The following is an 11,748-nucleotide window of genomic DNA, read 5'->3' on the forward strand; positions in this document are numbered from 1 at the left end:
GGGGTCTCCGCAGGGTAACCCAAGCCATGCCCGGCGCACATCCGTCCCGCCCGGTCGCGGTCGATACGGGCGAAAACGAAAAGAGCCGGGACGACCCGGCTCTTTTCCCGTACCCGCGTGGGCCGACGGTCAGCAGCAGCCGTGATCGCCGTGTTGGTCGCCGCCGGCGACGGCCGCCACGCCGGTGGTCTCGCCGCGCACGCTGGCCGCGTGATGCTCGGCGATGACCCGGGCCACGCACGCGGTGACCTTCTTGCCCATCGGGATGTGCAGGAACTCGTTGGGGCCATGGGCGTTGGAATGCGGACCCAGCACGCCGGTGATCATGAACTGCGCACCCGGGAACTTCTCGCCCAGCATGCCCATGAACGGGATGGTGCCGCCTTCGCCCATGTACATGGCCGGGGCGCCGAAGAACTCGCGGCTGGACGCGTCGATGGCCTTCTCCAGCCACGGCGACATCGCCGGGGCGTTCCAGCCGGTGCTGGCCTTCTCCAGATCCAGGCTGACCTGGGCGCCGTTGGGCGGATCCTTGAGCAGCAGTTCCTTGAGCAGTTCACCGGCACGCTTGCCGTCCAGGGTCGGTGGCAGGCGCAGCGACAGCTTGACCGAGGTGTGCGGACGCAGCACGTTGCCGGCCGACGACAGCGGCGGCATGCCGTCCACGCCGGTCACCGACAGCGCCGGGCGCCAGGTGCGGTTGAGCACCAGTTCGGTCAGGTCCTCCGCCATCGGGGTCATCCCGGGCAGGAACGGGAATTTATCGAACACCGCCGTGTCCAGTACCCGCGCGGCTTCCTTCGCCTGGGCCAGGCGATCGCCCGGAATCTCGACCTGCAGGCCCTCCGGCAGGATCCGGCCGGTATTCTCGTCCTCCAGCCGCGACAGCAACTGGCGCAGCAGGCGGAAGCTGGACGGCACCACGCCGGACGCGTCGCCCGAATGCACGCCTTCCTCCAGCACCTTGACCGTGAAGTTGCCGCCGGCCAGGCCGCGCAGCGAGGTCGTGCACCACAACTGCTCGTAGTTGCCGCAACCCGAATCCAGGCACACCACCAGCGATGGCTTGCCGATGCGATCGGCCAGGTGATCGACGTAGGCCGGCAGGTCGTAGCTGCCGGATTCCTCGCAGGCTTCGATCAGCACCACGCAGCGCGCATGCGGCACGCCCTGGGCCTGCAGGGCCTGGAGGGCGGCCAGCGAACCGAAGATGGCGTAGCCGTCGTCGGCGCCGCCGCGGCCGTACAGGCGATCTCCCTTCAGCACCGGTGTCCACGGACCCAGGTCGGCATCCCAGCCGGTCATTTCCGGCTGCTTGTCCAAGTGTCCGTACAGCAGCACGGTATCGGCGCCGGTGTCCGGGCCGCTGGCGGGAATCTCGATGAAAATCAGCGGGGTACGGCCTTCCAGCCGGACCACGTCCACCTGCATCCCGGGAATGGCCTGGGCGCGCGCCCAGTCTTCCATCAGGCGCACCGCCGCATCCATGTATCCGTTGGCCACCCAGTCCCTGTCGAACATCGGCGACTTGTTCGGGATGCGGATGTATTCGACCAGCTGCGGAACGATGTCGTCGTCCCATTTCTCGGCGACGTAGCGGTCGACCTTGGCGGTATCCATGGAGTCTCCAATCGGTACGGAATCAGACGCCCATTCTACGCCTCCCCATGGGGTAGGAATTTTCCTACATGACGCTGCGGGGTTTCCCGGCAGCTTTTGACGGTGGCGGGCGATATGTTTTGCAGCAGTGGCGGATGAGACTGTTTCCGCCGGCCAACGAAGCGATTCGACGCCGGCAGGAGCCACAGGGGACAAAACCTCTGTACGAAAGGAATCACCCATTTGCCACAAGGAGAGTTGCCCATGAAATCGCTGAGCACCGTGTTGAAGTCGGTTGCCCTGTCGCTGGTCCTGGCCCTGAGCGCCCACGCCGCCGACAAGGTGAACATCAACACCGCGGATGCGGCCACGCTGCAGACGGTCCTGATCGGGATCGGCCAGGCGAAGGCGGAAGCCATCATCGAGTACCGCAAGACCAACGGCCCGTTCAAGAGTCCCGAGGAGCTTGCGATGGTCAAGGGCATCGGTTTGAAGACGGTGGAACGGAATCGCGAACGGATCGAATTGCGTTCCTCCGCCGAGCCGGCGAACAAGCCGGCGACGGCTGCCCGCCCGGCACCGGTCACCCGGCGCTGACGGCAGCACGAAAAACCCATGCCGTGGTTTCTGCAGGATGCAGATCGACCCGGCTGACGGGGCAGGATGCCAGGGGACAGGCACGGATGCCGACAGGGATGTACCCATTTCGTATCGGCGTGCAGGACGCACGGGAACAGGAGCAGGCAGGACGCCTGTGATCGGCAGGAGCCGACAGGGATGTATCCATCGCCCGGACATGCAGGGAGCATGTCCGGGCGATGCTTTTTGGGGCGTTAGAATCCGGTTCCGGCCTACAGCGAAGCAACCATCGTGTCCGAAGCGCGCGTCATTCCCGCCAATGAGTACCGCAGGACCCGCTGGAAGAACGGCCAGGGCTGGACGCGGGAAATCCTGCGCATGCCCGACAGCGACGATTGGACGTGGCGGCTGTCGATTGCGGAAATCGAACAGGATGCCGCGTTCTCGTCGTTTCCCGGCATCGATCGCGAGCTGATCCTTCTGCAGGGAAATGGGCTGCGGCTGGCGTTCGCGGAAGGCGAACAGGTCGAACTGGAACCGCCGCACGGCCGGATTCGCTTCGCCGGGGAACGCGAGGTGACCGGCTACCTGCGGGACGGATCCACCCACGATTTCAACCTGATGTGGAAGCGGGATGTCGTGGATGCCGAACTGCTGCACCGTCCGCTGGTCGGCTCGATGCTGTTCTTCGTGGATGCCGATACCACCTGGGCCATCCACCTGTTGGCCGGGCAGGCGGAATTCGAGGCGGCGAGTGGCTTGCCGCCGCTGTTTGCCGGAGACACCGCGCTACTGCCCGCAGGTCCGGAACGCCGCCGTTTCGCCCTGCAGGGCGGGGGAGAGCTGCTGGCCGCGCGCGTGTCGCCGGTGAAGCGGAGCGCCTTGACGGATCAGTAGACGTCGCGGCGATAGCGGCCGGTTAGGCGGAGTTCCTCCAACCGCTCCGCGCCGAGCGCATCGTTCAGGGCGGCGTCCACGCCCGGGGCCATGCCCTCCAGGCTGCCGCAGACATAGATGACCGCTCCATCGTCCACCCAGTGCCGCAGATCGTCGGCGGCCTCGCGCAGGGCGTGCTGGACGTAGCGTCGCTCGGGCTGATCCCGCGAGAACGCCAAATCCAGGCGTTCCAGCGCGCCTCGCGCCTGCCAGTCCAGGATCTCGTCGCGATGGAAGAAATCGTGCGCCGCCTGGCGTTCGCCGAACACCAGCCAGTTGCGTTGCGCCTTTGCCGCCACCCGAGCCTTCAGGTGCGCGCGCAGGCCGGCGATGCCGGTACCGTTGCCAATCAGGAGCATTGGGTGATCGTTGCCCGGCGGATGGAAATTGGCGTTCTCGCGGATGCGCAGGGCAATCGTTCCGCCGAGGACCGCGTGATCGCACAGCCAGCCGCTGCCCAGCCCGGGTCGTCCATCCGGACGGCGCATGCGCCGGACCAGCAATTGCAGGCTGCCATCGGCGGGAATCGAGGCGATGGAGTATTCGCGATGCGGCAGCGCGGTGAGTTCCGCAATCGCGGTTTCGGGCGCACGGCCGCGCAGTGTTTCCGGATCCGGCAGATGGACCTGGGCCAGGACGTCGGCAAGCGGTTGGCGCGTCCCCTGCCATTCGACTGGGCGTTGCGGATCCCAGCCCACCGCCTGGACGAAGGCGCCCACGGCCGGCAGCGGATTGCGCGGACCGATTTCGGCGATGTCGCCGGCCTGCCATGCCGGCAACGCGCCGGTGGCCGGGCGCAGGGCAATGTGGAACGCCGCTTCGCCTTGGCTGCCGGGATTCAGCACGCGCCGATCGGCGAGAATCCAGTCCTCGTAGCGCGGCCGATCCCAATCCGGCAGTTCGGCCACACCGCCCAATTGACCCAGGTGATGCTGCCAATGACGCAGGGCGCTTTCGTCGGCATTGTCGACGTCCACGCGGTCAAACAGCGGTTGCGCGCCGTGCTGGCGCAACCAGTCATCGAGTTGATGACCGAAGGCGCAGAACTGCGCGTATTCGCGATCGCCCAGCGCCAGCACGGCATAGCGCAGGCCGTGCAGGGAAAGCGCCTGCGACATGATCCGGCGGACGAAGCCCAGCGCGTGATCGGGCGGATCGCCTTCGCCGGTGGTACTGACCACGAACAGGATCCGCCCCTGCGCGAGATCGCCGGCCTGCAGCGTATCGATGGCCTGCGCGCGCGCGGCGACCCCGGCGGCGATCAGGCTGTCGGCCGTGCGCGCGGCCAGCATGTGCGCGAAACCGGTCTGGCTGGCGTATACCACCCGCAACGCGTCCTGCGAGGTATCCACGGCGGCGCCGCGATCCTGGCGACGGTGCCGCGCGGCCAGCCATGCCCATGCGCCGACGTAGGCCAGCAGCGCCGCGCCCGCGCCGAACCAGCGGCCGCTGCGCGGCGACGCCGGCCACCAGGTTTCGCCCTGCAGCAGCGCCATCGCCGCCACGATGGCGAGCAGGGCAAGCAGGACCGCGGCATTGCCCAGCCAGGCGAAGGAAACCGGGGAGGGAGAGGACTGTGCGCTCATGCGGCCAGATGCGAGGCGAACCGGCTGCTGGCCCGTTCCGCCAGTGTGTCGCCCTCGCGGACGATGAAGCGCGCCGCGATCCCGCGCCGTTCGGCCAGCGCCATTCCCGCGTCGGCGCCAAGCACGGTCAATGCGGTGGCCCAGCCATCGGCTTCCATCGCGGTGGGTGCCAGCACGGTGACCGCCGCGCGCGCGCTGGACACCGGCTTGCCGGTGCGCGGGTCGAGGGTATGCGTGTAACGTTCGCCGGCCTGTTCGAACCAGTGCCAGCGATCGCCCGAGGTGGCGACCGCCCGTTCGTCGATGATCGCGATGCGCGGCTCCAGGCCGGCGGCTTCCTCCTCGTCCGGCGAGGATTCGATCAGCACTCGCCAGTGCTCGCCATCCGGCTTGCGGCCATAACCGAAGAGTTCGCCGCCGACTTCGACCAGGGCGGCGGCGAGACCGCGCGCGCGCAGGGCTTTCGCCACCGCATCGACCGCATGGCCCTTGGCGATGGCCGACAGATCCAGTTGCACGCCACCGGGCTGCAGCAGGCGCCGGTGGTCGGTGTCCAGCACCAATCGCCGCCAGCCAACCTGTTGCCGGGTCGAATCGCGGCGGTCATCATCGGGAACCGTGCGGGATTGCGCATGGGCGCCGAACCCCCACAGTCCTACCAGCGGCCCGACCGTGGGATCGAAGGCGCCTTCACTGGCCTCGGCGATATCCAGCGCGCATCGCAGCACGGTGAAGAACGCGTCCGGAAGCACCTGCCAATGCCCGGCCTGGGCACGGTTGAAACGGCTGATGTCCGATTCCGTTTCCCAGGTACTCATCTGCGCCACCACGCGATCCAGTTCGGCCTGGATCAGCGCGTGCAGCGCATGCAGATCCTCGCGTGGCGACGCGACCAGCCGGACCGACCAGTTCGTGCCCATGGTTTCGCCATGCAGCGCGTGCAGCGCCATGTCCGGAGCGGGGAAGGACGGGGGAGACACGGAGGGAAAAGAGGAACTCATGACCCGCGGCGCGTCCCGGGGGACGCGCCGGTCTTGGTGATTACTGCGGCAGGACTTCGAGCGTGGCCACGTAGCTGAGGCGGCGCTGCTTGGCCTGCGGCAACGAGGTCTTGTCGTCCTGCGCGGTGGTTTCCAGCCAGTACATGCCGGCTTCCGGCCAGGTCACGCTGAACTCGCCGTTGGCATCGGTGGTGACCTTGATCTCGTCCTGCGCGTTGCGATAGCGGGTGCCGCCGCGGGTGATCTCGAACTCCAGGCCCGAGGCCGGCTTGCCGTCCTTGAGCATGCGGAACTTGGCCGGCTCGCCGGCGAACAGATCGTTCGGATGGGTGACCGGCACCAGTTCCAGGCCCTCGCCGCTGGTCTTGAGCGCGGTGTCGTTGGGCGAGCCGTTGGTCACGAAGGTCTCGATGCGGCCGACCGACTGCGAAACCTGCAGGTTCTTGGCGTCCTTCGGCACTTCGGTGGCGAAGGTGGCGGGAGTGCCGCGCCAGCGCTTGGGCTTGCCGTTTTCTTCCCAGGTGCCGAACAGGCCGCTGTTGACCACCGCGATGCGGTAGGTGCCCTGTTGCTTGAGCTCGACGTCGAACACGGTGCGGTACTTGCCGGTGGCCAGGTTCTGCGCATCGACCTTGCTGCCATCCGGCGCGGTGATCGCCAGGCCCTCGGTGCGCAGCGGCACGTGGTTGAAGTAGAACAGGTCGTTGGACACCGCGGCGTCCACGGTGATCCACGGATTCTGGCCGGCGATCACCGTCTGCGACGGCTGCAGCCAGGCCTTGTGCGCGAACGCGCTCAGCGGCAGTGCGGACGCCAGCGCGATGGCGAGGGTCAGGGAACGCTTCATCGGTTTCTCCAGCTTTTCGTCGGGTATGGGAAGGGACGGATGCATCGGCATCCGCTCCGGATTGATTACGGCTTGACGGTCAGGGTGACGGCGCCCAGTTCGCTGCTGCCCTGGGCCTTGCCGGTCTGCGCGGCGCCCTTGGCCGGCCAGGTGAAGGGAATCTTCAGCAGTTCGCGGCCGCCGACTTCGCGCGCGGCTTCCACCACCAGCGTGTACTGGCCCGGTGCCAGCTGCGCGAGTTGCGGCTGCTTGTCGGTGAACTTCAGCGCGTGCTTGCCGACCGGGCGGGTCGGGCCGGTGACGCCGTCCACCGGCACCTTCAGGGTGCGGCCGGACTTGCGCCACCACTGCCGCATGTCCGGCAGCCACTTGGTGCCGTGGCCTTCGGCGGTATCGCGCTGCTGGTACCAGACCGACAGGTTGGCGGCGACTTTCTGGTCGGCGCCCTCCAGCCAGATCGCGACGTAGGGCCGGTGGTACTCGGCGACGTTGAGCTGGGGCACTTCGACGTTGATGTTCAGTTCGCCGGCATACGCCGGAACGGTCAGCAACCCGCTCAATGCGAACGTCAGGGTCAGGGACACGGTGGTCTTGGTCATGGGCGGGCTCGTCGAAGGATCAGTGGATGAAGATCAGGGCCAGCAGCAGCGGCACCACCAGGCCCAGGCCGACCATCGGCCAGGTCAGGCGGCGCTGGCGCGCGTGCAGTTGCAGCAGGAACAGGCCAGTGATGCAGAACACCAGGCAGGCGATCGCGAAGATGTCCAGGAACCATCCCCACGCCGCGCCGGCGTTGCGGCCCTTGTGCAGGTCGTTGAAGTAGGACACCCAGCCGCGGTCGGTGCTTTCGTATTCCACCGAGCCGGTTTCGCGATCGATGCTCAGCCAGGCGTCCGCGCCCGGGCGCGGCATCGAAAGATAGATTTCCACGTCCGACCACTCGGCCTGGCGGCGGCCGATGCCGACGGAGAACTCGTCGCCCAGCCAGGTGGCGACCGGAGCGGGCAGCGGCGCATTGCCTTCCTGGCGGCTTCCCAGCTTGGCCAGCAGCGCGGGCGGCAACTGCGCCTGCCGGTTGACCACCTCGGGCTTGGCCTCGATTTTCGAGGCGTGATTGAGGGTGATGCCGGTAGCCGCGAACAGCAGCATGCCGATGAGGCAGATCGCCGAACTGATCCAATGCCATTGGTGCAGCGTGCGCAGCCAGTAACCCCGGCGCTGCTGCTGGCTGGTGACGGATTGTGCGGGCGCTGGGCTCAAGCGGGCGGGACGGGTCGAAGGAAGGAGAATTAGACCACAAATGAGAATGCCTCTCAATTGAGGTGGCCGGCCCGCCGATGGGCGGACCGGCCGGATACCGCGTCAGAAGCGCAGGTTCAGCGACACCCAGAAACTGCGGCGCTGTTCCTTCACTGCGTAGTCGTCCACGCAGCTGTACTCGCTGTCGCTGATCAGCAGGCAGGATTGGGACACGAAATCCTTGTCGAACACGTTGTTGACCCGGGCATTGATGGTCAGCGCGTCGGTGGCCTTCCAGCTGCCACCCAGGTGGAACACGGTGTAGTCCTCGTAATAGCGAACGTTGGAGACGGTCGCGCCGTTGACCGAGGTGACCACGGTGTCGCGGTAGCGGTCGTAGCGACCCTCGCCGACCAGCGACAGGCTGAGGGCGTCGCTGATCCGCCAGTTCAGGCTGGCGTTGGCCATGTGCCTGGCCGGGTTGCCGGCGATGGGCATGCCCTTGGCCGCGCCGCTGGTCTGCTCGGACTTGGTGTAGGTGTAGTTGCCGCGCAGCTCCAGGTTGTCCCGCAGGTCCACGTGCGCGGCCAGTTCGACGCCGCGGGTCTCGGCCTCGTCGATGTTCACGCTCTGGCTGAAGGTGCTGTAGCCCAGTTCGGCCCAGCCGGGACCGACATCCACGCAGTAGCCGCTGCCGGCGGGCGCGACCTCGCAGTTCGGGAAGGTGCCGCCGCTGGCGATCTTGTCTTCGAACTTGTTGAAGAAGCCGGTGATGTTGAAGCCGAAGCGGTCGCCCTCGTAGTAGGCGGCCAGCTCGTAGTTGGTGCTGGTCTCGGGCTTCAGGTTCGGCGAACCGACCAGCGGCAGCACGCCCTGGCCGCCGAAGCCGGTCACGCCCGGGAACAGTTGATCCGGGCGCGGCGTCTTGTAGCCGGTACTGACGCCGCCCTTGACCGTCCAGGCGTCGCTGGCGTTCCAGACCAGGTAGGCGCGCGGACTGACATGGCTGCCGAACACGTTGTGATCGTCGTAGCGTACGCCCAGCGTGGCGGTCAGGGTGTCGGTGAACGACCAGTTGTCCTCGGCGAACACCGACCACATCCGGTGCTTCTGCTTCACGCCGTCGCGATAACCGCCGCCGTCCATGCCGAACACGCCGTCGGTCATGTCGGTGTCGTTGTACTGGCCACCGACGGTCAGCTTGTGGGCGCCGAAGGTCATGTCGAGCATCGTGTCCAGCACGTAGCCTTCCAGCTCCATCGTGCGCAGCGGGCGCGGCAGGAACGCGGACAGGCGCGCGCGCTCGGCGTCGTTGAGCACGCCCAGGTTGCCGTTGGCCATGTTGCAGCGGGCGGCCTGGCCGCGACGTGCGCAGACATCGTTCCACAGCGTCTGCAGGTTGGCGCGTTCTTCCAGCGTCAGCGGCAGCGAGCGGCCGAGGTTGTTGCTCGTGGCGTGGGTCAAGCTGGTCTGCCAGGTGCCGAAGTCATAGCGGCCCTGGTGGGTCAGTGACAGCTGATCGCGCTCGTAGCGCTGCCATGCGGTATAGCCGACACGCGGCTGCACGACGCGACGGCTGACCGTGCCCGGACCATCGGGATTGGGAAGGGTGGCGTTGCCGCTGCGCCACAGGCTTTCCAGGCTGTCCAGGGTGCCGGTCTGGCCCTTGCGGTTGTCGTACTTCTGCCGCGAGATGTCGTAGTCCAGCCAGAAATCATTGTGCTCGTCGAGGCTGAAGTCCAGGCGCACGCCGGCGTTCCAGCGGGTGTTCGCGACCGCCTTGCCGCCGCCGCCGAAGCCCAGCGTGCGTTCCCACATCGAACCGTCCGGCAGCGGCAGCGCCGGCCACTCCGGGTTCGACTCGTCGGTGTCGTACCAGCTGCCGCGCACCGCCATGCCCAGCCGGTCCTTGACCAGCGGACCACTGAGGTAGAGATCGGTGGTGCGTGCGTCGCCGAACTGATCTTCCTGCTGGATCGTGAAGCCCTGGGTGATCGAGCCACCCCATTCGTCCCTGTTGCGGCGGGTGATGATGTTGATCACGCCGCCCATCGCGTCGGAGCCGTACAGCGTGGACATCGGGCCGCGCACCACTTCGATGCGTTCGATCGCGTCCAGCGGCGGCACGTATGCAAACTGGCCGCCGCCAAAATTGTTCGGGTAGAGCTGGCCGACGTTGCTCTGGCGACGACCGTCGATCAGCACCAGGGTGTACTCGGAGGGCATGCCGCGCATGCTGACGGTGGCCGCGCCATTCTTGTCGGTGGTTTCCATGCCCACATCGATGCCTTCCACATCGCGCAGTGCGTCGATCAGGCTGGTATAGGGACGCTGGCTGAGATCCTCGCGGGTGACCACGCTGATGCTGGCCGGCGCGTCGACGATCTTCTGCTCGAAGCCGGCCGCGGTGACGACGACGGTGTCGAGGGTGTTGGGCCGGTCGGAACCGTCGGGCATCTGCTGGGCGACAACGGGCGCGGAAAGGGAAAGCAGCAGGCAGGCGGCGAGCCGGTTGCGGCGGGGGGAAAGCGGGAAGCGGGGCTGGGTCATGGTCGTCGGACAGGCATGTGGTTCCCTCTCCCGCGAAGGAGAAGGAAGGGACTGATTGGGAGAAGGCGCGGTGCGGACCGCAGACGTGACGGCGGATATGACGCGTCTGGCGCGTCAGCCGGTCAGGCGATCTGGAGCAGCGAAGCCAGCACGGGAGGCGCCTGGCCGCGATGGCGCTGGCATGGCGGCGCCGGCTTGCTCGGCACGCGACTGGAAGTGCGCAGGCATGCGCCGCCGGAAGGCGGTTGCCTGGACAAGGAGAATGCCAGGACGGGGAGGAGCTCCCTCGGCGTCGCCACCGGTTCCGGTTCGGCGTGCTGGGAAACCGGCTGCAGGGTGACGCGCCGCTTCTTGGCCGGCTGATCGTCATGGCGCCCCGCATCGGGCGCTCCATCTTCCGGCGCCTGCTGAAGCATTCCGACGGGACTGGCGCGATTGTCCCAGTGGCCGAAACCATGCGGACGCTGCCCGGCCATGGCGCCGAAGTGCAGGGTGGACAGCAACAGGCATACGGAGGCCAGCACGGCCAGCCACGCCGCACGCGGACGCACCTCGCGGCGCGACCGGCGGGATTGGACAGCCTGGCGGATCGCCTGGAACAGAAACTTACCCCTGCGTGGATGGCCGCCCCAAGGGGACGGCAAGCGCAGGGATTTTAATGAGAACCATTATCAAATGCAAATGAGAGGCATCTTGCCGCTCATGTTTCGGCCCAGCGCCGCAGCAGGTTGTGGTACACGCCGGTCAACCGGACCACCGCGGCGTTGTCCGCGCCGGTCTGCCGCAACGTCTCCAGCGAAGTATCCATCTCGAACAGCAGGCGCCGGCAGGCGTCGTCGCGCACCATGCTCTGCACCCAGAAGAACGAGGCCAGGCGCGCGCCACGCGTCACCGGCTGGACCTTGTGCAGGCTGCTGGACGGATACAGCACCATGTCGCCGGCGGGCAGCTTCACTTCGTGCTCGCCATAGGTGTCGCTGACGATCAACTCGCCGCCGTCGTATTCGCCGGGCTCGCACAGGAACAGCGTGCAGGACACGTCGGAGCGCACCGCCTGGCTGCGGCCACCCGGGGTCCGGGTGAGCATCACCGAACCGTCGATGTGGAAGCCGTATTCACCGCCGCCCTGATAGCGGTTGAAACGCGGTGGTACGACGTGGAGCGGCAGCGCCGCGGCGAAGTACAGGGGATTGCGTTCCAGCGCGGCCAGAATCCGCTTGCCCAGTTGTTCGCGCAGCGGCGAGGCGTCCGGCAACTGCTCGTTGCGCTTGACCTGCGCGCCTTGGACGCCGACGGTCTCGCGGCCGTCGGTCCAGTCGGCCTGGTCCAGCGCCTGCCGCATCGCCATGACCTCCTGTGGGGCGAGCACCTGGGGAATATGCAGCAGCATGTCTTGCTCCTTGGAGGAAAA

The 11,748-nt window shown here is 67.2% G+C and carries 11 protein-coding genes; 2 read left to right on the top strand and 9 right to left on the bottom strand.

Going from position 1 to position 11,748, the window contains the following annotated elements; translation table 11 throughout:
* Nucleotides 1–129 precede the first annotated feature (129 nt).
* Nucleotides 130–1,620 (bottom strand): M20 family metallopeptidase, encoded by a 1,491-nt coding sequence (locus tag ACTJI2_RS02460; RefSeq protein ID WP_440840975.1) that lies wholly within the window; start codon nucleotides 1,618–1,620, stop codon nucleotides 130–132.
* Nucleotides 1,621–1,863: 243 nt separating this feature from the next.
* Between ACTJI2_RS02460 and ACTJI2_RS02465 the strand changes: the two genes are divergently transcribed.
* Nucleotides 1,864–2,196 carry a ComEA family DNA-binding protein gene (locus ACTJI2_RS02465; RefSeq protein ID WP_141453741.1) on the top strand — a complete coding sequence of 111 codons (333 nt, stop codon included), beginning with the start codon at nucleotides 1,864–1,866 and terminating at the stop codon, nucleotides 2,194–2,196.
* Nucleotides 2,197–2,469: 273 nt separating this feature from the next.
* Nucleotides 2,470–3,075 (top strand): HutD/Ves family protein, encoded by a 606-nt coding sequence (locus ACTJI2_RS02470; protein ID WP_440840976.1) that lies wholly within the window; start codon nucleotides 2,470–2,472, stop codon nucleotides 3,073–3,075.
* Here the strand turns inward: ACTJI2_RS02470 and ACTJI2_RS02475 are convergent.
* From ACTJI2_RS02475 to ACTJI2_RS02510, 8 genes are all read right to left on the bottom strand, one after another.
* Nucleotides 3,069–4,700, bottom strand: a complete 1,632-nt coding sequence (locus tag ACTJI2_RS02475; protein ID WP_440840977.1) for a sulfite reductase subunit alpha — start codon at nucleotides 4,698–4,700, stop codon at nucleotides 3,069–3,071. The two genes, ACTJI2_RS02470 and ACTJI2_RS02475, sit on opposite strands and share 7 nt — an antisense overlap.
* Complete coding sequence (locus ACTJI2_RS02480) at nucleotides 4,697–5,650, bottom strand: FAD:protein FMN transferase (RefSeq protein WP_440840978.1); 954 nt, start codon at nucleotides 5,648–5,650, stop codon at nucleotides 4,697–4,699. The genes ACTJI2_RS02475 and ACTJI2_RS02480 overlap by 4 nt, the downstream gene beginning before the upstream one ends.
* A 91-nt stretch (nucleotides 5,651–5,741) precedes the next feature.
* Complete coding sequence (locus ACTJI2_RS02485) at nucleotides 5,742–6,548, bottom strand: DUF4198 domain-containing protein (protein WP_183643690.1); 807 nt, start codon at nucleotides 6,546–6,548, stop codon at nucleotides 5,742–5,744.
* Between the two features lie 65 nt (nucleotides 6,549–6,613).
* The gene (locus ACTJI2_RS02490; RefSeq protein ID WP_318289332.1) at nucleotides 6,614–7,132 is read right to left on the bottom strand and encodes a DUF2271 domain-containing protein; all 519 of its coding nucleotides are present in this window, start codon (nucleotides 7,130–7,132) and stop codon (nucleotides 6,614–6,616) included.
* Between the two features lie 34 nt (nucleotides 7,133–7,166).
* Nucleotides 7,167–7,850, bottom strand: a complete 684-nt coding sequence (locus ACTJI2_RS02495) for a PepSY-associated TM helix domain-containing protein (RefSeq protein WP_440841217.1) — start codon at nucleotides 7,848–7,850, stop codon at nucleotides 7,167–7,169.
* Between the two features lie 60 nt (nucleotides 7,851–7,910).
* The gene (locus ACTJI2_RS02500) at nucleotides 7,911–10,337 is read right to left on the bottom strand and encodes a TonB-dependent receptor domain-containing protein (protein ID WP_440840979.1); all 2,427 of its coding nucleotides are present in this window, start codon (nucleotides 10,335–10,337) and stop codon (nucleotides 7,911–7,913) included.
* A gap of 122 nt (nucleotides 10,338–10,459) precedes the next feature.
* On the bottom strand, nucleotides 10,460–10,888 hold the full coding sequence (locus ACTJI2_RS02505) for a hypothetical protein (RefSeq protein ID WP_192197390.1): 429 nt from the start codon (nucleotides 10,886–10,888) through the stop codon (nucleotides 10,460–10,462).
* 149 nt (nucleotides 10,889–11,037) lie between these two features.
* Nucleotides 11,038–11,727 (bottom strand): Fe2+-dependent dioxygenase, encoded by a 690-nt coding sequence (locus ACTJI2_RS02510; RefSeq protein ID WP_440841218.1) that lies wholly within the window; start codon nucleotides 11,725–11,727, stop codon nucleotides 11,038–11,040.
* Between the last annotated feature and the right edge of the window lie 21 nt (nucleotides 11,728–11,748).

Source organism: Pseudoxanthomonas sp. 22568, from assembly GCF_052044485.1.
GTDB lineage: Bacteria > Pseudomonadota > Gammaproteobacteria > Xanthomonadales > Xanthomonadaceae > Pseudoxanthomonas_A > Pseudoxanthomonas_A beigongshangi.

Bases quoted from the DNA above. Each gene is read 5' to 3' on its own strand.
- ACTJI2_RS02500 (WP_440840979.1), bottom strand. From the start codon at position 10,337: ATGACCCAGCCCCGCTTCCCGCTTTCCCCCCGCCGCAACCGGCTCGCC.
- ACTJI2_RS02480 (WP_440840978.1), bottom strand. From the start codon at position 5,650: ATGGCGCTGCACGCGCTGCATGGCGAAACCATGGGCACGAACTGGTCG.
- ACTJI2_RS02475 (WP_440840977.1), bottom strand. From the start codon at position 4,700: ATGAGCGCACAGTCCTCTCCCTCCCCGGTTTCCTTCGCCTGGCTGGGC.
- ACTJI2_RS02460 (WP_440840975.1), bottom strand. From the start codon at position 1,620: ATGGATACCGCCAAGGTCGACCGCTACGTCGCCGAGAAATGGGACGAC.
- ACTJI2_RS02510 (WP_440841218.1), bottom strand. From the start codon at position 11,727: ATGCTGCTGCATATTCCCCAGGTGCTCGCCCCACAGGAGGTCATGGCG.
- ACTJI2_RS02465 (WP_141453741.1), top strand. From the start codon at position 1,864: ATGAAATCGCTGAGCACCGTGTTGAAGTCGGTTGCCCTGTCGCTGGTC.
- ACTJI2_RS02485 (WP_183643690.1), bottom strand. From the start codon at position 6,548: ATGAAGCGTTCCCTGACCCTCGCCATCGCGCTGGCGTCCGCACTGCCG.